Genomic DNA, 18,336 nt, shown 5'->3' with positions numbered 1-18,336 from the left:
GAATCCAGAACCACTCAGTTGCCTTCTGCGCAACATGATTCAGGTTGCGCAACTCAATGTGCCCGTCGCGGGGATGGGTGTCAAGGGGTCCGTGACATCGCGGAAGGGGCCGGAAGGGGCCGGAAAACGGCAACGCCCGGCGGGCGGTGCGCACCCCTGCGCATCGCCCGCCGGGCGTGTCCGCCCGCTCCCGGAAGCGGGTTACCGCAGCCAGGCCTCCACCTTGTCGCGGTTGGCCTCGACCCACTTCTTCGCGGCCGCGTCGGGCGACATCTTGTCCTGCGCGATGTACTCGGCCACGGTGTTCTGGTCCTCGTTCGTCCAGTGGAAGTTCTTCACCAGCTTGTAGGCGGGGCTACCGGACCGGGCGAACCTCGAGCTGACGATCTTGTTCAGGTCGTACACGGGATAGTCGCAGGCGATCTTCGCCGCGTCGGCGTCACAGCCGGTGGTGTACTTCGGCAGATCGACCTTGACCAGGGGCACCTCGGACAGGAACCACTGCGGTTCGTAGAAGTAGCCGATCACCCACTGCTTGTTCTTCTCGGCCGTCCGGTAGGCCTGGATGAGCGCGGTCTCGCTGCCCGCGTACACCACCTTGAAGTTCAGTTTCAGATTCTTCACCAGTGCCGCGTCGTTGGTGACGTAGGACGGGTCGCCGTCCAGCAGTTGTCCCTTGCCGCCGGACTCGGAGGTCCGGAAGCGGGAGGCGTACTTGTTGAGGTTCCTCCAGTCGGTGATGTCCGGGTGGGCCTTGGCCAGCCACGGCGGCACGAACCAGCCGATGACGCCCTTGTTGCCGGTGGAGCCGGCGTCGACGGCGGTCTTCTGCTCGGTGATGTACTTCTTCTTCAGGTCGTCGTGGCCCCAGTTCTCCAGGATCGCGTCGACCTCTCCGGTCCCGAATCCCTGCCAGGCGATCTCTTCCTTGAGGTCCTTCTTGTCGACCGTGCACCCGAGGTCGTGCTGCGCGACGTACGCGACGACCGCCGCGTCCGCCTCGTAGCCGACCCAGGGGTTGACGGCGAGGTTGAAGGTGCCGCACTTGCCGCCCGAGCTCTTGGAGCCCGCGGAGGAACTGTCACCGACCTTCGCTCCCCCGCACGCGGTGAGAGTGAGGCCGAGGACGGCCATGCCGGCCGCGCCGGCTCGCCAGTTTCTTGCCATGGTGTCGTGCTCCTTACGCGCCGGTGCGTCGCGCCGCTGCCTGAGTGATCCGGTCGAACATGACTCCGAGCAGGACGATGGCCAGTCCTGCCGCCAGTCCCTTGCCGTACAGCTGTCCCTGCGAGAATCCGGCCACGACGTCGTAGCCGAGGGCGCCGGCCCCCACCAGGCCGCCCACCACCACCATCGACAGCACGTAGATCAGGCCCTGGTTGGTCGCGAGGGTCAGGGCACTGCGTGACATCGGCAGTTGGACCTTGGTGACGATCTGCCAGGTGTTGCACCCGGCGGAGGTGGCCGCCTCGACGGTGGTCTCGGGCACGGCCCGCACCCCGTCCGCGATGATCTTCACGGCGACCGGTGCCGCGTAGACGACGGCGGCGACGATGGCCGTGAAGCGCGTCGCCCCGAACAGCGCCAGGAACGGCACCAGATAGACGAACGGCGGCATGACCTGCGCCGCGTCCAGGGTGGGCCGCAGCACCCGGTCCACCAGCACGCTGCGCCCCATCCACACGCCGAAGACGACGCCGAGCACCATCACCAGCACCGTCGCCACGACGGTCGAGGCCAGCGTCGTCATGCTGTCCGACCACAGACCCGTGCCCACCAGCAGACCCACGCACACCGCCGCGGTGATGGCGGCGAACCGGCCGCCGAGCACCGCGCCGAGCGCCACCAGGGCCGCGCCGACCAGCCACCACGGGGAGTCGGTGAGCAGCGACTGGAAGGGGTTGAGCAAGCCGTTGGTGATGATGTCGCGGACGGTGTTCGTGATGCCCGACAGGTGGTCCTGTGCCCAGGTGGTCGCGGTGTCCGCCGCGCTCGCGATGGAGCTGCCGGTGCCGCCGTCGCCGGGGAACTCGGCCGCCCACACGTAGGTGTGCGACAGATGGACCAGGATCGCGGTGCCCACGGCACCCACGGCCAGCAGGGGCCGGCGCCAGGTGAGGAAGCGGCTGCCCGAGCGGCGGGCCGCCTCCTCGCGCCCGCTGGCCGCGGTCGTCACCCGGTCCAGGACGATCGCCATGACCACGATGGCGAGGCCCGCGTTGAAAGCCGTTCCCACGTCGAGCGACTGCAGGGCCTGGACGACGGTCTTGCCGAGCCCGGGGGCGTCGATCAGGGCCGCGATGGTCACCATCGCAAGGGCGGCCATGATGGTCTGGTTGACGCCCATCACCACCGTCCGCCGTGACATCGGCAGCAGCACCTTCAGCAGCGTCTGCCGCCGGGTCGCGCCCAGCGAGTCGGCCGCCTCGACCGTGCTCTGGGGTACGGAGCGGATGGCGTGCGCGGTGATGCGGATCGCCGGCGGCGCCGCGTAGATCAAGGTGGCGATCGTGGCGGAGGCCGGGCCGATGAGGAAGAAGAGGGTCAGCGGGGCCAGGTAGACGAAGGTCGGCATCGTCTGCATGAAGTCCAGCAGGGGCGTCACGATCCGGTTGAACCGGTCGGACAGCCCCGCCCACACGCCCAGCGGGAGCGCGAACAGCAGCGCCACGAGGACCGCGGAGACGGTGAGGGACAGGGTGTCCATGCTCTCCTGCCACAGGCCTTGCAGCCCCAGGAAGGTGAACCCGGCCACGGCCAGCAGCGCGACCCGCCAGTTGGCCACGGCCCACGAGACGTAGCCGGTCAGGCCGACCACTCCGAGCCAGCCGATCTGCGGGACGGGACGGGCGCCGGTGGGCTGGGAGATCAGGTGCTGGACGAAGGTCACCAGGTTGTCGATGACCAGGCGGATCTCGTTGAAGAAGTACAGGAAGAGCGGGTTGGTGTTGCGGTTCGCGCCGATGGTGTCGTTGACGTCGTTGAACCAGCGGTGCAGTCCGGTGAGGTCCGCCGCCGCCAGGGTGAGGGTCTGCCGGCCGCGGAACACGGCGAACAGCACCAGCCAGACGACCAGGATCGCGGCCACCACCGTGCGGCGGCTGACTCTGCGCGCACCGGCCAGGGGAGCGGTCTTGTCCAGGGCGACGGCCATCACGCGCCGCCTTCCTGTCCCGCCACCACCGCGAGGATCTCCTCGTCACCGACGATGCCGAGCAGCTTGCCGTTCTCGACGACCTTGACCGGCCGGTCGGCGGCCAGCACCGCCCGGGTGGCCTCCCGCACCACCACGTCCGGGCCCAGTTCGGGGCCGTCCAGCTCGTCGTCCGGCTCCGCGGGCCGCATGATCCAGCGCAGGGTGAGCACATCGCCGCGCGGCACGTCCTTGACGAACTCGCGGACGTAGTCGTCGGCGGGCGCGCCGACCAGTTCGTCGCCTCGGCCGCACTGGACCGTCCTCCCGTCGCGCATGATGAGGATGCGGTCGCCCAGCTTGAGCGCCTCGGAGAGGTCGTGGGTGATGAACACCATGGTCTTGCCGACCTCGTGGTGCAGCCGGATGACCTCGTTCTGCATGTCGCGGCGGATCAGCGGGTCCAGCGCGGAGAAGGGCTCGTCGAAGAAGAGCACGTCCGGGTCGCCGGCCAGGGCGCGGGCCAGGCCGACGCGCTGCTGCATGCCGCCGGAGAGCTGGTCGGGGTAGGAGTTCTCGTAGCCGGCCAGGCCGACGAGTTCGACGACCTCCTGGGCCCGCCTGGTGCGTTCGGCCCTGCCCATGCCGCGGATCTCCAGGCCGAAGGCCACGTTGTCCACCACGCGGCGGTGCGGCAGCAGCCCGAAGTGCTGGAAGACCATGGAGAACTTGCGCCGCCGCAGTTCGCGCAGGCGCCTGTCGTCGGCGTCGCGGATGTCCTGGCCCTCGAAGACGACCTCACCGGCGGTGGGTTCGATCAGCCGGGTCAGGCATCGCACCAGGGTGGACTTGCCGGAGCCCGACAGGCCCATGACCACGAAGACCTCGCCCGGGGAGACCTCGAAGTCGACATCGCGTACGGCGGCGGTGCACCCGGTGCGCTCCATGAGTTCGCGGCGGGAGAGTCCGCACAACTCGGCGGAGTCCGGCACCCGGTCGGCCTTCGGCCCGAACACCTTCCACAGCCGGCGCACGGAGATGACCGGAGTGGAGTCCGGGTCCTGGGGTGTGCCGCGCCGCTGCGGCACCTCGGTCTGTGTGGGGGTCATGTTCGACCTCTTTTCGGCGTTCAGCCGCTGAACCAGCGCTGCGGCCGTGGTTGGATGTTCTGCCAGATATGCTTGGGCTCCCGGTACTCGTCCAGGCCGGTGGGTCCCAGCTCCCGGCCGACGCCCGAGTGCCCGAAGCCACCCCATTCGGCTTGCGGTACATAGGGGTGGTAGTCGTTGATCCACACCGTTCCGTGGCGCAGCCGCCGGGCCACCCGCTGGGCCTTTCCGGCGTCCTGCGTCCATACGGCTCCGGCGAGTCCGAACTCGGTGTCGTTGGCGATGCGTACGGCGTCGTCCTCGTCCCGGAAGCGCTCCACGGTGAGCACGGGGCCGAAGGACTCCTCGTGCACCACGCGCATGTCCTGCCGGCACTCGTCGAGCACGGTGGGCGGGTAGTAGTGGCCGGCCGCGAGGGCGGCATCGGCCGGTCGTTCGCCGCCGCAGCGCAGCACGGCGCCCTCGGCGAGGCCCGCCGCGACATACGCCTCCACCTTCTCCCGGTGCGCGGCGGAGATCAGCGGCCCGGTCTCCGCCTCGGGGTCGAAGGGGCCGCCGAGGCGGATCCGCCGGGCGCGGCGGACCACCTCGTCGACGAAGGCGTCGTGCAGGCGGTCCTCGACGATCAGACGGGCGCCGGCCGAGCAGACCTGCCCGGAGTGCAGGAAGACGGCCGTGAGGGCGAAGTCCACGGCCGTGTCGAAGTCGGCGTCGGCGAAGACGACGTTGGGGTTCTTGCCGCCGAGCTCCAGCGCGACCTTCTTCACGGTCGCGGCGGCGGTCGCCATGATGCGCCTGCCGGTTTCCAGGCCTCCGGTGAAGGAGATCATGTCCACGGCGGGGCTCTCGCAGAGCGGTGCGCCCGCCTCGGGACCGGTGCCCAGCACCAGGTTGGCGGCGCCGGCCGGCAGCCCGGCCTCCTGGAGCGCCTTCATGAGCAGGACGGAGGTGGAGGGGGTGAGCTCGCTGGGCTTGAGGACGACCGTGTTGCCCGCGAGGAGGGCGGGCGCGACCTTCCAGGAGGCCTGCAGCAGCGGGTAGTTCCAGGGGGTGATGAGCCCGCACACCCCGATCGGCTCGTACACGACACGGCTGACGGCGTCGTCGCGGCCGGTGTCGACGACCCGGCCGGCGTCGGTGCCGCCGATACCGCCGTAGTGGCGGAGGCAGGAGACGACGTCGGCGATGTCGTACTCGCTCTCGACGAGACGTTTGCCGGTGTCCAGCGACTCGGCGCGGGCGAACTCCTTGGCGTCGCGCTCGATGATGTCGGCGGTGCGCAGAAGCAGTCGGCCGCGCTCCCGCTCGGGGGTGCGCGGCCAGGGTCCCTCGTCGAAGGCACGGCGGGCGGCGGCGATCGCCGCCTCGGTGTCGGGGCGTGTTCCTTCCGACACGGTCGCGGCGAGGGTGCCGTCGGCGGGACAGCGGATGTCCCGGAGGCCTCCGGACACCGGCTTCCGCCACGTCCCGTCCACATACAGGTCTGCCACGAGCCAAGCCCTTCAGCCGAAATGCGTTGCGCATCGTGCATCTAATTGCTTGTGGTGGAACACCCTGGCGAAAGCGCCCACCTACGTCAAGGGGTCTGGTCATGACGATTCGGCCGACGGCGGATGGACCGGGACACGGGCCGCCCGCCGTCGTATACGGCCGCTGCGACACACACGCCGGGGCGGTTCGGCGATTGTGTACGACCGCTCCGGGGCACGTCGGCGGCTGAACACGGCCCCGCCGGGGCGGTGTTCAGCCGCCGAGCCGGTCAGCCGGCGCGCGGCGCCACCGTTCGGTCCCGGGGGTTCACCCCGCCTGCTTCTGGGCGTCGCGGTGACGGTAGTACGCGGCCTTCGACGGCTCCAGCGGCTGCTTGCCGAGGATCAGGTCGGCGGCCTTCTCCGCGACCATCATCACCGGCGCGTAGATGTTGCCGTTGGTGACGTACGGCATCACGGAGGCGTCCACCACGCGCAGTCCGTCCAGTCCGTGCACGCGCATACTCGCCGGGTCGACGACCGACATGTCGTCGGTGCCCATCTTGCAGGTGCAGGAGGGGTGCAGGGCGGTCTCGCCCTCCTTGGCGACCCAGGCGAGGATCTCCTCGTCGCTCTCCACGGACGGGCCGGGCGAGATCTCCCCGCCGTTGTAGGGGGCGAGCGCGGGCTGGTTGAGGAGCCGGCGGGCGACGCGGACGGCCTCGACCCACTCGCGGCGGTCCTGTTCGGTGGAGAGGTAGTTGAAGCGCAGCGCGGGCTTGACCCGGGGGTCGCTGCTCCTGATCTTCACCGATCCGACGGCGTCGGAGTACATGGGTCCGACGTGCACCTGGTAGCCGTGACCGCCGGCCGGCGAGGAGCCGTCGTAGCGGACCGCGACCGGCAGGAAGTGGAACATCAGGTTGGGGTAGTCCACGTCCTCGTTGCTGCGGGCGAAGCCGCCCGCCTCGAAGTGGTTGGTGGCGGCGGGCCCGGTGCGCAAGAGCCATTGCAGTCCGATGAACGGGGCACGCCACTTCGCCAGGTACGGCTGCATGGAGACCGGCTGCTTGCAGGCGTACTGGACGTAGACCTCCAGGTGGTCCTGAAGGTTCTCGCCGACGCCGGGGAGGCCGTGGACGACGTCCATGCCGAGGGCGCGCAGTTCGTCGGCGTCGCCGACGCCGGAGAGCTGGAGCAGCTGCGGGGAGTTGATCGCGCCGCCGCAGAGGATGACCTCGCCGGCGCGGACCTGCTGGGGCGCGCCCCTGCCGCGCCGGTACTCGACGCCGACGGCCCGCGTGCCCTCGAAGAGCACCCGGGTGACGAAGGCGCGGGTGCGGACCGTGAGGTTCGGCCGCTTCGTCGCGGGCTTGAGGTAGGCCTTGGAGGCCGACAGACGGCGCCCGCGATGGACGTTGCGGTCGAAGGGGGCGAAGCCCTCCTGGCGGTAGCCGTTGACGTCGTCGGTGCGGGCGTGGCCGGCCTGCTGGACGGCCTCCAGGAAGGCGGTGAAGAGCGGATTGGTCGCCGGGCCTCGTTCGAGGACGAGCGGCCCGTCGTGGCCGCGGAACTCGTCGTCCGGGTCGGCCGCGAGGCAGTTCTCCATCCGCCGGAAGTACGGCAGGCAGTGCGCGTAGTCCCAGGTCTCCATCCCGGGGTCGGCGGCCCAGCGCTCGTAGTCCATGGGGTTGCCGCGCTGGAAGATCATGCCGTTGATGCTGCTGGAGCCGCCCAGCACCTTGCCGCGCGCGTGGTAGATGCGGCGGCCGCCCATGTGGGGCTCCGGCTCGGACTCGTACTTCCAGTCGTAGAACCGGCTGCCGATCGGGTAGGTCAGCGCCGCGGGCATGTGGATGAAGACATCCCACGGGTAGTCGGACCGGCCGGCCTCCAGGACCAGCACCCGGTTCGCCGGGTCCGCCGAGAGCCTGTTCGCCAGTGCGCTGCCGGCCGATCCGCCGCCGACGATGACGAAGTCGTAGTGCAGGGTAGCCATGGTGCCTCGTCTCGCTCGCGCCGTAGATACGCGGGGCATGCTAGTGCGGTAGCGCTATGCGCACCAGGTTGCGCGCAACGCAACCTTGCCTTTCCGTGTTTCCGTTGCATCACTTGCATCGGCGTTGTTTACTGAGCGTATAGTTTCGTCATGAGCAACTACAGCACAGAGTCTGAAACGTCGACTTCACAGACCGGAGGAGTGCAGTCGGTCGACCGCGCCATCAGCGTGCTGGAGATCCTGGCCCAGCGCGGCGAGGCGGGCGTCAGCGAGGTGGCCGGCGAGATCGACGTCCACAAGTCGACCGCGTTCCGCCTGCTCGGTGCCCTGGAGGCGCGGGGCCTGGTGGAGCAGGCCGTCGAGCGCGGCAAGTACCGGCTCGGGTTCGGCATCGTGCGCCTGGCCGGCGCGGTCACGGGGCGTATCGACATCACCCAGCAGGGCCGCCCGGTCTGCGAGCGCCTCGCCGAGGAGATCGGCGAGACGGTCAACATCGCGGTGCTCCAGGAGCACTACGCGATCAACCTCTACCAGGTGCGCGGCCCGGCGGCCGTCACCGCGCACAACTGGGTCGGTCAGCTGACCCCGCTGCACGCCACCTCCAGCGGCAAGATCCTGCTGGCCCACCTGCCCGCCAGGGAGCGCGCCGCGCTGGTGGCCGAGGCGGGCCTGAAGAAGGTCACTCCGCACACCATCACCGCCAAGACCAAGCTCGAGAAGAACCTCGCCGAGGCCCGGGAGCGTGGCTACGCCTGGACCACGGAGGAGTTCGAGATCGGTCTGCACGCCATCGCCGCGCCGATCCGCAACCGGGACGGCGAGGTCGTCGCGGCGCTCAGCGCCTCCGGACCGTCCTACCGCTTCACCGAGGTGCGCCTGCACGAGCTCGCTCCGGTGCTGGTCAAGGGCGCGGACGAGATCAGCCACCGGATGGGCTACCTGGGCTGACCCGGGCCGTGTCACGGTGCCGTGTGCGCCAGTCGTCTGCGCCAGCGGGTGAACAGCCGCGGCTGGTTCATGCCGAGCACGGCGACCGGATGACCGCCGCGCCGGTAGACGGCGAGGAAGCTGCGGTCGTCCGCGGCGCCTTCCACGACGGTCACGGTGTCGGCGCCGGCCGCGTGCCCGGCGAACTGGATCTTCACGCCGTACTGGTCCGACCAGAAGTACGGCGGCCGGGGCACGCCGGGTTCCGTCGCGCCCGACGACAGCAGCGCGGCCACGGCCGCGGCGGGCCGCTCCAGCGCACCCGTCCAGTGTTCGACGCGGCGGTGGACGCCCGCACGTGGGTCGTACCAGGCGGCGCAGTCACCGACCGCCACGACCCCGGCCAGGCTGGTGCGGCCGTCGGCGCCGCAGGTGACGCCGTTGTCCAGGGCGACGCCGGATCCCTGAAGCCACTCGACGTTCGGGCGCGCGCCCACACCGACGACGACGATGTCGGCGGGGATGCTGCGGCCGTCCTCCAACAGCACGGCCTCGACCCGGCGTTCGCCGCCGAGCCCCTTGACGCCCGCCCCGCACAGCAGCCGTACGCCGTGGTCGGCGTGGAGGGCGGAGACGATGCCGCCCATGGCGTCGCCGAGCGGTCCGGCGAGCGGCGTCGGGGCCGCCTCGACGACCGTCACGTCCAGCCCGAGGCCGTATGCGGTGGAGGCGACCTCGGCACCGATGAAGCCGCCGCCGATGACGACCAGCCGTCCGCGCAGGGCCAGGGCTTCCCGCAGACCACGGGCGTCGTCGAGGGTGCGCAGCACATGCACTCCGGCCAGGCCGTCGGTGCCGGGCAGGGTGCGGGCGGCGGCGCCGGTCGCGACCACGACGCCGTCTGCCCGGACCCGGCGGCCGTCGGTGAGCCGGATCGCGCGGTCGGTGCGGTCCAGTCCGGCGGCGCGGGCGCCGAGCAGCCACTCCGCCCGCAGGTCCTCGTCGTCCGTCTCCAGTGCGAGGTCCGCCTCGCCGACGGTGCCGGCCAGGAACTCCTTGGACAGCGGCGGCCGGTCGTAGGGGCGGTGGGGCTCGTCGCCGATGACGACCAGCCGCCCGTCGTAGCCCTGTGACCGCAATGCGCGGGCCGCCGACAGACCGGCGAGCGAGGCCCCCACCACGGCCACCGTCCTCACGCGCGCCCTCCGGCGAGCCGGGTGGCGACGCAGGGCGGCAGGTTGGGGGCGTCCGTCGACAGCCGCACGTAGACCATGCCGTCCTCCACGACGACCTCGTGCGTCCGGACCGGGAGCCTGGCCGGCGGGGCGTCGACAGCGCCGGTCCTCAGGTCGAACGTCGAGGCGTGGAGCGGGCATTCCACCTCGCAGCCCTCCAGCCAGCCGTCCGCGAGCGAGGCGTCCTGGTGGGTGCAGGTGTCGTCGATGGCGAAGACCTCGCCGTCGGCGGTGTGGAACACCGAGACCGGCGGGTCGATGTCGAGCCGGAAGGCCTCGCCTCGCGGGAGATCCGTGAGACGGCACGCGGGAATCATCATGACACCTCGGTTCGATGGCTCGTTCGCCTACGGGCGCCTTCAGCCGCCCCTCGGCTCCCTAGACGGTGCATATAGCGGAACGTATTGCGGTAAACGCAACATCAGTCTGGGGTCGGCCAAAACCCTTGTCAAGGCGTTCACGAAGCCCCTCGACCCGCCGATTCCCGTTGCGCCACAAAGAACTTGCGGCGCGTCGAGAAACGCGCGTGAAGTCAGCGGATGCACGCCGGTCCCGCGGCCACCGGGCCGGGAGAGGGCGTGCATCCATGATGGGGACGCCGGTCAGAAGCCCCGGTCGAGCCACTCTTGAACGTGCGGGGCCTCCGCCGCCACGGTGGTGGTCTCCCCGTGTCCGGTGTGGACGACCGTCTCGCCCGGCAGCGTCAGCAGCCGGTCCCGGATCGAGTCGACGATCGTGCCGAAGTCGCTGTACGACCGTCCCGTGGCGCCCGGCCCGCCCGCGAAGAGCGTGTCCCCGCTGAAGAGGGCCGTCAGGCCGGGCGCGTACAGGCAGACCGCGCCGGGGGCGTGTCCGGGGGTGTGCAGCACGGTCAGCTCGACGCCCGCCACGCAGAGGACCTGGCCGTCGGCCAGTTCACCGTCGGGCATCCGGTCGGGATGGGTCTGCTTCCACAGCGGAAGGTCATCGGCATGGAGCAGCATCGGCGCACCGGTGCGCGCGGCGAGGGCGGGTGCGGCGTCGATGTGGTCGTTGTGCGCGTGGGTGCACACGATGGCGGTCAGCCGGCGGTCGCCGACCGCGGCGGCGATGGCCTCGGCGTCGTGCGCGGCGTCGATGACGATCGCCTCGTGGTCGTCGCCCACGATCCACACGTTGTTCTCGACGTCCCAGGTGCCCCCGTCGAGGGTGAACTGCCCGAAGGTGACGAGGCGTTCGATGCGAACGGCCATCACAGCACCACCACCGAGCGCAGCACGTCGCCGCCGTGCATCCGCTCGAACGCCTTCTCCACCTCGTCGAGGGCGATGGTCTCGGTGACGAAGGCGTCCAGGTCCAGCCGGCCCTGCAGATAGAGGTCGATCAGCATCGGGAAGTCCCGGGAGGGCAGACAGTCGCCGTACCAGGAGGACTTCAGCGCGCCGCCCCGGCCGAACACGTCCAGCAGGGGCAGCTCCAGCTTCATCTCCGGGGTCGGCACGCCGACCAGGACCACCGTGCCGGCCAGGTCACGGGCGTAGAACGCCTGCTGGTACGTCTCCGGGCGGCCGACGGCGTCGATCACGACATCAGCGCCGAAGCCTCCGGTCAGCTCCCGGATCGCCTCGACCGCGTCGGTCTCCCCGGAGTTGACCGTGTGGGTCGCGCCCAGTTTCCGGGCCGTGGCCAGCTTGCGGTCGTCGACGTCGACCGCGATGATCCTCGCCGCGCCCGCCAGATGAGACCCGACGACGGCCGCGTCCCCCACGCCGCCGCAGCCGATGACGGCGACCGAGTCGCCGCGGCCGACGTTCCCGGTGTTGATCGCCGCGCCGATGCCCGCCATCACACCGCAGCCGAGGAGACCGGCGGCCGCGGCCGAGGCGGCCCGGTCCACCTTGGTGCACTGGCCGGCCGCCACCAGCGTCTTCTCGGCGAAAGCGCCGATCCCGAGGGCCGGGGAGAGCTCGGTGCCGTCGGTGAGGGTCATCTTCTGCTTGGCATTGTGCGTGTTGAAGCAGTACCAGGGCCGCCCGCGCAGACAGGCCCGGCACTGCCCGCACACCGCACGCCAGTTGAGGATCACGAAGTCACCGGGAGCGACGTCCGTGACCCCCTCCCCCACCGACTCCACCACACCGGCCGCCTCGTGACCGAGGAGGAAGGGGAACTCGTCGTTGATGCCCCCCTCGCGATAGTGCAGATCGGTGTGGCAGACCCCGCAGGCCTCGATCTTCACCAGTGCCTCGCCCGGACCCGGGTCGGGCACGACGATCGTTTCCAGGCTGACGGGTGCGCCCTTCCCGCGAGCGACGACGGCACGAACCTGGTGAGTCATGACCACTCCTCGACTGTACGAATCCGCGTCAGATGGTGCTCGTCACGGCGAACATGAAGTTGCTCAATACGGCACGCATCTCATGTCCCGCAACACAGCATCATGGAGGGCCGACCAGGGGTCAAGGTGCCGGAGTGATCGGCTCGGCCTGCGCGATGAGGAGAGCGACGTCGTCGTGGTCCTCGGGCTCACGGAGTCTGTCCAGGAGCCATTGGCAGGTGTCCTTCAGCGGACGCGGTTCGCCCTCGAGGACGCGCAGCAGGGTGCTCAGGCGTTCGTCGATCGGGTGGTGCCGGGTCTCCACCAGGCCGTCCGTGTACAGGACGAGCCGGTCGCCGGGGTGGAAGTCGAAGGCGGACGTGCGGAAGGGCACGCCGCCGACGCCGAGGGGCGCGCCGGTGGGGAGGTCGAGGAGTTCGGGGCGCTGCCCGCTGCGGATCAGGGCGGGCGGCAGATGTCCGGCGTTGGCGATGAGACAGCGGCCCTGGTGGGGGTCGTAGACGGCGTAGAGGCAGGTGGCGATGTAGTGCTCCAGCCCGCGGGTGATCTTGTCCAGGTGCTGGAGGACCTCGTCGGGGGCGAGGTCGAGGTCGGCATAGGCGCAGGTGGCGGTGCGCAGACGGCCCATGGCTGCGGCGGCGTCGATGCCGTTGCCCATCACGTCGCCGACCACCAGGGCGGTCTTGTCGCCGTCCAGCGGCACGACGTCGTACCAGTCGCCCCCGATCTCGCAGGATGCCTGCGCGGGCTGGTAGTGGGAGGCGACGTCCAGGCCGACGAGGCGGGGGTGACGCCCGGGCAGCAGGCTGCGCTGGAGGGTCTCCGCGGAGTTGCGCACGCTCTGGTGCCAGCGGGCGTTGTCGATGGCCACCGCGGCCCGGGCGGCAAGCTCCCCGGCGAGGATCGCGTCGTCCTCGTCGAAGGGCAGCGGGTTGTCGATGCGCAGCAGGTCGAACGCGCCGAGCACCTCGTTGTGGGCGATCAGGGGCACGGCGAGGTAGGAGTGCACGCCCGCCCGGGCGAAGGCCTCCGCCGCGTCCGGGTCGCGGGCGATGCGCTGGAGTTCCTCCTCACCGGTGTGGGCCACGATGACCGGCTGCCCGGTGTGCACGCACCGGGTGATCAGACGGTCCGGGCCGTAGGCGGCCAGGTCGCCGACCTTGTCCGCGGCGGCGGTGGCCTCGGTGGGGTGGTCGGAGACCACGGCCAGCGCACGGAACAGCTCCGGCCCCTCGCGCGGGCCTCCGGTGCGCCGGAAGGCCAGCACGGCGTCGAGGACGTCGACCGCCGCCACGTCGGCCAGGACGGGCACGGCCACCTTCGCCAGTTCATGGGCCGTCTGCTCCACCTCCAGGGTGGTCCCGACCCGGGCGGCGGCGTCGGCGATCAGCGCCAGCCTGCGCCGGGCCCGGTCCGCCTCGGTCGCGGCCCGGTGGCGTTCGGTGACGTCGACGACCGAGTTCGCCACACCGATCACCTGTCCGCCGGCCCCTTCCAGCCGGTAGTACGACACCGACCAGGCGTGATCGTGGTCCGGGTCGGCCGGCGTACGGCCGACGATGTACTGGTCGATCAGCGGGGTGCCGGTGACCAGCACCTGCCGCAGGGCGGACTCGATGGTGTCGATGCCGGTCAGGGGGTGGACGTCACGCGGGCGGCGGCCGATGTGGTCGGCGGCGGGGATGCCGTTGATGCGTTCCAGCGCGGGGTTGACCAGCAGGTAGCGCAGCTCGGTGTCCAGGAGCGAGACGCCGATGGGCGACTGGGACACCAGCCGCTCGGACAGGGCCAGCTCGGTCTCGACCCGCTCCAGCATGGCCCGGTCGGCGGCGATGCCCAGGGCGTAGACGTCACCGAGGTCGTCCAGCAGCCGCATGTTGCGGAACTCCACCAGGCGGCTGCTGCCGTCCTTGTGCCGGATGGGAAACGCGCCGGCCCAGCTGGCCCCGGTGCCCATCACCTCGGCGAACAGCTTGACCACCAGATCCCGGTGCTCCTCGTGGACCAGGAGCCGGTCCGCGTACTGGCCCAGCGCCTCCTCGGCGGTGTAGCCGAACACGTCATCGGCCTGCGGGCTCCAGAACACGATCCGCCCGCGGTCGTCCAGCACCACCGCGGACACGCTGAGCAGGTCGAGCAGCCCTCCCGGCGGCGAGGCTCCCACCTGGCGGGCCTCCTCGTCGCCCCGGAACGATTCCTGTGTGGTCATCCTCAAGCTCCCTCCTCGACAGCAACCGATGGCTACGACTGCTGAGAGGCCGCCCCTCCATGCTCTCCCGAATCGGCCGTGGTACGAACCGGAGAGGGAGGTCGCAGGCAGCGGACGCGGCGGGCGCCGGCGACGGCGGCACGGTGAGGCACCGGCACGACGCGGGGGTGAAGTCTCACATCTGGCCCAGCACCACCAGCACCACCAGGAGCACGGTGGCTCCGGCGCACATGCCGTGGGCGACGACGGCCGTGAGCGGGAAGTGCCGCTCGGCGGTGACGCCGCCGTGGGAGTGCCGTCCAGGGCTGGGCAGCCAGCGCAGCAGCATCATGAAGCCGAAGACGGCCACGATCAGGACGACCGCGCAGGCCGTCCAGGCCGAGCCTCTGAGCCCTCCCACGAGGTACACCGTCCAGGCGGCCAGCCCGGCCACGGCGAGCGCCACATGTCCCACGACGAGCCACAGCGGCAGCCGCGTCACGCCGGGCGTACGCTGCCGCAGACCGCCGTGGCGGATCCACACGGTGGCGAGATAGCCGCCCAGGCTCGCGGTCAGCAGCCACACCCCCAGAACGAAGACACGCATGCCCCTCGCTCCCCCCTCGGTCAGGGTCCCGTCGCGCCCCGTCCCGTCCCCCGGGGCGTTCACACGCCTCGCGGCGTCCGTGCCTCAGGACACCGCACCGACCGGGATCGGTCTGGACATCCATTCCCAGATTCACCCGTAGGCGTGAACAGTGACCCGAAACCGCGCGGCCCGAAGCCGTGCTGTCCAAAAGCGCGCGGCCCGAGAGCGCGCGGTCCGAGAGCGCGCGCTCTCCTTCGATGCCGTGCGAGTGGCAGCGGCAGGGCTCTTGGCTCATGGTGGTCAGGCGGCGTCTGCACGCCGGACCGCAGGACTGGAGGTCACCCCCATGACTTCGGTACGCATGCTCGTCACGACGACCGGTGCCACCCTGGTCCTCGCCCTCTCCGGGGCAGCCCACTCGGCCAAGGCCGTCCCCACCGCGCCCGCCGCCACCCCACAGGACTGCGACAGGGCCATGGCGGCTGCCGAACAGGCCGCGCGCGACTACGACCAGCTCAAGAAGGAGCTCCAGGACCTCGTCGCCGCCGGGGGCCACCCGGACGCCTCCCAACGCCAGGCGGCGGACGCCGACGTCGCACGCAGCACGGCTGCCGCGCAGGCGGAACGGATCTGCGACAGCGTGTGAGTGACCGGCGACGAGCACCATGCGGCGCAAGGGTGGGCGACGCGGCGGACCGCGGGATGTGGAGGCGGTCCTCGACGAGCTCCACACCACGCCGCCGGCCGACTTCGTCGCCCGCCGTGAAGAGCTGGCCGCCGCCCTCAAGGCGGACGGCCGGGTCGCGGACGCCCGCCGGATCCACGGCGCGCGCCGTCCCACTCTGGCGGCCTGGGCCGCGAACCTGCTGCTGCGCTCCCGGCCGGAGGAGAGCCGGCATTTCCTCGAGCTCGGGGAGGCGCTGCGCGAGGCGTACCGCACCCTGGACGCCGCGGGGCTCAAGGAGCTGTCCGCGCGGCGCCGGCAGGTCGTCTCCGGCCTGTCCCGGCAGGCCGCACAGCTCGCTCAGGACAGCGGTCACCGGCTGTCCGACGCCGTACGGCAGGACGTCGAATCCACGCTGCTCGCGGTACTCACCGATCCCGAGGCGGCCGAGCAGTGGGCGACGGGCCGCCTGCACAGTGCCCTGACCCCGCCGTCGGTGTTCCCCGCCGACGGCGGGGAGGCGGGAGCGGCAGCCCCGAAGCGGCCCCGGTCGGCGCCCCGACCGGCACGGACGGCGACTCCACCGCAGCGGCCGGCGCCGAAGGACGAACTCGCCGAACGGCGCCGCGAGCGGCAGGCCCGGCTGCGGCCGCCCGGAAGGCGGCCGAGGAGGCCGAGCGGCGCCTTGCCGCCCTGCAGACCGAGCAGGCGGACGCCGACGCGGCGGTGGCGCAGGCCCGTGACCGTCGTGATCGGGCCGAACAGCAGGTGTCCGCCGCCGAGCGGCAACTGCACCAGGCCCGCGAGGACCTGAGCCGGGCCGAGCACGACCAGCGGGACGCCGAGGAGCGGCGCGAGGAGGCCTCCGATGCCCTCGCCCGCGCCGAGGAGGAGGCCCGAAAGGCCGCGAAGGAAGTGGACCGCCTGGCCGCACGCGTCAGGTAGACGGTGGGCGGCGCGCCGCCGGCCGGTGCTCGACGCGCGCTCCGGGCGGGGAAGTGTCAGCGTGGTGGACAGGAGTGTCGTGCCGGGTGTCGCGGCCGGGGCAGGCAGGACGGGAGCGGGTGGTCATGGCACGCGCGATGTGGACCGGCGTGATCACCTTCGGGCTGGTCAGCGTCCCGGTGGGCCTGTTCACCGCGACGCAGGACCACACCGTCCACTTCCACCAGCTGCAGCGCGGCACCACGGACCGGATCCGCAACCGGCGGGTCAACGAACGCACCGGCAAGGAGGTGTCCCCGGAGGACATCGTCAAGGGCTACGAGCTGGCCGAGGGCGAGTACGTCGTCGTCGAGCCCGACGAACTGGACGAGATCGCGCCGGGCCGCTCCCAGACCATCGAGATCACCGACTTCGTCGACCTCGCGGACATCGAGCCGGTCTACTTCTACCGGACCTACTACGTCGCGCCCCGCGGCAAGGAGTACCTCAAGGTCTACGAACTGCTGCTCACGGCCCTGGCGCAGGCGGGCAAGGCGGGCATCGCCACGTTCGTGATGCGCAACAGGCAGTACCTGACCGCGCTGCGCGCCGATGACGGCCTTCTGGTGCTCCAGACCCTGCACTGGGCCGACGAGGTCCGCGACCCAGGCAAGGAGCTGCCCGAGCTGCCCTCCGGCCACGCCGCGAAGGGCAAGGAGCTCGACATGGCGGTCCAGCTGGTCGAGGCCCTCAGCGGACCGTGGGACCCGGCCCGGTACCACGACACGTACCAGGAGAAGGTGCGGGAGACGGTGCGGGCGAAGGCGGAGGGCCAGGAGATCGTGGCGGCTCAGGCACCGCCTTCGGCCACCGATGTGATCGACCTGATGAAGGTCCTTCAGGGCAGCGTGGACCAGGCCCGCGGCGCCCGCGGCGAGGGCGCCGAACGGCCCCGGGAGAAGGAGCCCAAGAGGAAGGCTCCGGCGGCGAAGGCCGCGAGGAAGTCCGCCCGTGAGGTCCCGGCGCGGACCGGCCGGGACCCCGGCGGCGCGAAGAGCACGAAGGGCAAGAAGAGCGAGAAGAGCGAGCTGCGGCGGCTGAGCAAGGCGGAGCTGTACGAGCGGGCCACCGATCAGAACGTCCCCGGCCGCTCGAAGATGAGCCGCGCGGAGCTCATCGACGCGCTCGCCCGTGCCGGAGGCAGGCGGAAGAAGACCGCGACGACCGCCGCCTGACCTCCGGACCGGCGGTGCCGGATCAGCGGATGGACATGATGACCTGGGCGTCGGCGCCGTTGTGCCAACCCGAGCGGGCCCCGCTCACGTTGTGGCCCTTGGGGCAGGCCTTGTAGGTGTGACGCCAGCTGCCGATCTTGACGGTGCCGTAGACGCACTTGCCGTCGGCCTTCTTGTCGTACACCCAGATCTGGGTGCTGGCCTGCCTGTGGCCGTGGTACGTCCGGTGACACTCCCAGTACGCCACGGCGCCCCGGTCCGACGGCACGGTGATCTTGTGCTGCTTGCACTGCATGGCCGCGGTGGCGGCGGTGCCGCCGTGGGATGCCGGCGTGGCCTGCGCCGCCGGTGCCGCCAGGGCGAGACCGCCTCCGAGGGCCACCGTCGCCGACGCGATGGCCAGGCTCTTGCGTACGTTCATGACGTCCTTCCTTTCCGGTCCGGTCCCCCGTCGGAGCCGGGCCGAACGGTGGGTTGCACGGCTGCGAGAGCCGGTTGCGGTGGAGAAACTACGGATCCGGCAGCGACGGGCGCGTCGGGCAGCGGG

Annotated in this window: 17 protein-coding genes; 5 read left to right on the top strand and 12 right to left on the bottom strand. The window is 71.1% G+C overall.

The window, feature by feature from the left end; translation table 11 throughout:
- Nucleotides 1-201 precede the first annotated feature (201 nt).
- From R2S09_RS35450 to betA, 5 genes are all read right to left on the bottom strand, one after another.
- Nucleotides 202-1,167: an ABC transporter substrate-binding protein gene (locus tag R2S09_RS35450; protein ID WP_306192279.1), complete on the bottom strand. Its 966-nt coding sequence runs from the start codon at nt 1,165-1,167 to the stop codon at nt 202-204.
- Nucleotides 1,168-1,180: 13 nt separating this feature from the next.
- Complete coding sequence (locus tag R2S09_RS35445; protein WP_316745398.1) at nt 1,181-3,154, bottom strand: ABC transporter permease subunit; 1,974 nt, start codon at nt 3,152-3,154, stop codon at nt 1,181-1,183.
- A complete protein-coding gene (locus tag R2S09_RS35440) occupies nt 3,154-4,242 on the bottom strand; it encodes a glycine betaine/L-proline ABC transporter ATP-binding protein (RefSeq protein WP_316745397.1) in 1,089 nt (362 codons plus the stop codon). The genes R2S09_RS35445 and R2S09_RS35440 overlap by 1 nt, the downstream gene beginning before the upstream one ends.
- A 20-nt stretch (nt 4,243-4,262) precedes the next feature.
- Nucleotides 4,263-5,732, bottom strand: coding sequence for an aldehyde dehydrogenase family protein (locus R2S09_RS35435; RefSeq protein WP_316745396.1), 1,470 nt, complete (start codon nt 5,730-5,732; stop codon nt 4,263-4,265).
- Between the two features lie 307 nt (nt 5,733-6,039).
- A complete protein-coding gene (gene betA / locus R2S09_RS35430) occupies nt 6,040-7,710 on the bottom strand; it encodes a choline dehydrogenase (protein ID WP_316745395.1) in 1,671 nt (556 codons plus the stop codon).
- Nucleotides 7,711-7,860: 150 nt separating this feature from the next.
- Between betA and R2S09_RS35425 the strand changes: the two genes are divergently transcribed.
- Nucleotides 7,861-8,658, top strand: coding sequence for an IclR family transcriptional regulator (locus R2S09_RS35425; RefSeq protein ID WP_306192284.1), 798 nt, complete (start codon nt 7,861-7,863; stop codon nt 8,656-8,658).
- 11 nt (nt 8,659-8,669) lie between these two features.
- Here R2S09_RS35425 and R2S09_RS35420 read toward each other — a convergent pair whose 3' ends face one another.
- The 6 genes from R2S09_RS35420 to R2S09_RS35395 all read right to left on the bottom strand — a co-directional run bounded on the left by R2S09_RS35420 (nt 8,670) and on the right by R2S09_RS35395 (nt 14,984).
- On the bottom strand, nt 8,670-9,833 hold the full coding sequence (locus R2S09_RS35420) for an FAD-dependent oxidoreductase (RefSeq protein WP_316745394.1): 1,164 nt from the start codon (nt 9,831-9,833) through the stop codon (nt 8,670-8,672).
- Nucleotides 9,830-10,192, bottom strand: a complete 363-nt coding sequence (locus R2S09_RS35415) for a bifunctional 3-phenylpropionate/cinnamic acid dioxygenase ferredoxin subunit (RefSeq protein ID WP_306192286.1) — start codon at nt 10,190-10,192, stop codon at nt 9,830-9,832. Before R2S09_RS35415 ends, R2S09_RS35420 begins: the two co-directional genes overlap by 4 nt.
- A gap of 282 nt (nt 10,193-10,474) precedes the next feature.
- A complete protein-coding gene (locus tag R2S09_RS35410) occupies nt 10,475-11,104 on the bottom strand; it encodes an MBL fold metallo-hydrolase (protein ID WP_316745393.1) in 630 nt (209 codons plus the stop codon).
- Complete coding sequence (locus tag R2S09_RS35405; RefSeq protein WP_316745392.1) at nt 11,104-12,189, bottom strand: S-(hydroxymethyl)mycothiol dehydrogenase; 1,086 nt, start codon at nt 12,187-12,189, stop codon at nt 11,104-11,106. Before R2S09_RS35405 ends, R2S09_RS35410 begins: the two co-directional genes overlap by 1 nt.
- A gap of 121 nt (nt 12,190-12,310) precedes the next feature.
- Nucleotides 12,311-14,398 carry a SpoIIE family protein phosphatase gene (locus R2S09_RS35400; RefSeq protein WP_306192289.1) on the bottom strand — a complete coding sequence of 696 codons (2,088 nt, stop codon included), beginning with the start codon at nt 14,396-14,398 and terminating at the stop codon, nt 12,311-12,313.
- A 175-nt stretch (nt 14,399-14,573) separates the two neighbouring features.
- A complete protein-coding gene (locus tag R2S09_RS35395; protein ID WP_316745391.1) occupies nt 14,574-14,984 on the bottom strand; it encodes a hypothetical protein in 411 nt (136 codons plus the stop codon).
- A gap of 328 nt (nt 14,985-15,312) precedes the next feature.
- Here R2S09_RS35395 and R2S09_RS35390 point away from each other — a divergent pair, with 328 nt between their 5' ends.
- The 4 genes from R2S09_RS35390 to R2S09_RS35380 all read left to right on the top strand — a co-directional run bounded on the left by R2S09_RS35390 (nt 15,313) and on the right by R2S09_RS35380 (nt 17,789).
- On the top strand, nt 15,313-15,612 hold the full coding sequence (locus R2S09_RS35390; protein WP_316745390.1) for a hypothetical protein: 300 nt from the start codon (nt 15,313-15,315) through the stop codon (nt 15,610-15,612).
- Between the two features lie 19 nt (nt 15,613-15,631).
- Nucleotides 15,632-16,444: a hypothetical protein gene (locus tag R2S09_RS35385; protein ID WP_399145388.1), complete on the top strand. Its 813-nt coding sequence runs from the start codon at nt 15,632-15,634 to the stop codon at nt 16,442-16,444.
- On the top strand, nt 16,399-16,575 hold the full coding sequence (locus tag R2S09_RS40795) for a hypothetical protein (protein ID WP_399145386.1): 177 nt from the start codon (nt 16,399-16,401) through the stop codon (nt 16,573-16,575). The genes R2S09_RS35385 and R2S09_RS40795 overlap by 46 nt, the downstream gene beginning before the upstream one ends.
- Before the next feature lie 125 nt (nt 16,576-16,700).
- A complete protein-coding gene (locus R2S09_RS35380; protein ID WP_306192293.1) occupies nt 16,701-17,789 on the top strand; it encodes a Ku protein in 1,089 nt (362 codons plus the stop codon).
- Between the two features lie 22 nt (nt 17,790-17,811).
- Here R2S09_RS35380 and R2S09_RS35375 read toward each other — a convergent pair whose 3' ends face one another.
- Complete coding sequence (locus R2S09_RS35375) at nt 17,812-18,210, bottom strand: hypothetical protein (RefSeq protein WP_306192295.1); 399 nt, start codon at nt 18,208-18,210, stop codon at nt 17,812-17,814.
- Nucleotides 18,211-18,336: the final 126 nt, after the last annotated feature.

Origin of the sequence: Streptomyces sp. MK7 (assembly GCF_032658145.1) — a bacterium.
Classification (GTDB): Bacteria; Actinomycetota; Actinomycetes; order Streptomycetales; family Streptomycetaceae; genus Streptomyces; species Streptomyces spiralis.
The sequence above is the reverse complement of the archived record's forward strand: the minus strand, read 5'-3'. Positions and strand labels throughout refer to the sequence as shown.

What these genes read in the sequence shown, in the direction of transcription:
- R2S09_RS35450 (WP_306192279.1), bottom strand. Translation starts at nt 1,167, where the DNA reads ATGGCAAGAAACTGGCGAGCCGGCGCGGCCGGCATGGCCGTCCTCGGC.
- R2S09_RS35445 (WP_316745398.1), bottom strand. Translation starts at nt 3,154, where the DNA reads ATGGCCGTCGCCCTGGACAAGACCGCTCCCCTGGCCGGTGCGCGCAGA.
- R2S09_RS35440 (WP_316745397.1), bottom strand. Translation starts at nt 4,242, where the DNA reads ATGACCCCCACACAGACCGAGGTGCCGCAGCGGCGCGGCACACCCCAG.
- betA (WP_316745395.1), bottom strand. Translation starts at nt 7,710, where the DNA reads ATGGCTACCCTGCACTACGACTTCGTCATCGTCGGCGGCGGATCGGCC.
- R2S09_RS35425 (WP_306192284.1), top strand. Translation starts at nt 7,861, where the DNA reads ATGAGCAACTACAGCACAGAGTCTGAAACGTCGACTTCACAGACCGGA.
- R2S09_RS35415 (WP_306192286.1), bottom strand. Translation starts at nt 10,192, where the DNA reads ATGATGATTCCCGCGTGCCGTCTCACGGATCTCCCGCGAGGCGAGGCC.
- R2S09_RS35410 (WP_316745393.1), bottom strand. Translation starts at nt 11,104, where the DNA reads ATGGCCGTTCGCATCGAACGCCTCGTCACCTTCGGGCAGTTCACCCTC.
- R2S09_RS35405 (WP_316745392.1), bottom strand. Translation starts at nt 12,189, where the DNA reads ATGACTCACCAGGTTCGTGCCGTCGTCGCTCGCGGGAAGGGCGCACCC.
- R2S09_RS35400 (WP_306192289.1), bottom strand. Translation starts at nt 14,398, where the DNA reads ATGACCACACAGGAATCGTTCCGGGGCGACGAGGAGGCCCGCCAGGTG.
- R2S09_RS35395 (WP_316745391.1), bottom strand. Translation starts at nt 14,984, where the DNA reads ATGCGTGTCTTCGTTCTGGGGGTGTGGCTGCTGACCGCGAGCCTGGGC.
- R2S09_RS35390 (WP_316745390.1), top strand. Translation starts at nt 15,313, where the DNA reads ATGACTTCGGTACGCATGCTCGTCACGACGACCGGTGCCACCCTGGTC.
- R2S09_RS35385 (WP_399145388.1), top strand. Translation starts at nt 15,632, where the DNA reads ATGCGGCGCAAGGGTGGGCGACGCGGCGGACCGCGGGATGTGGAGGCG.
- R2S09_RS35380 (WP_306192293.1), top strand. Translation starts at nt 16,701, where the DNA reads ATGGCACGCGCGATGTGGACCGGCGTGATCACCTTCGGGCTGGTCAGC.
- R2S09_RS35375 (WP_306192295.1), bottom strand. Translation starts at nt 18,210, where the DNA reads ATGAACGTACGCAAGAGCCTGGCCATCGCGTCGGCGACGGTGGCCCTC.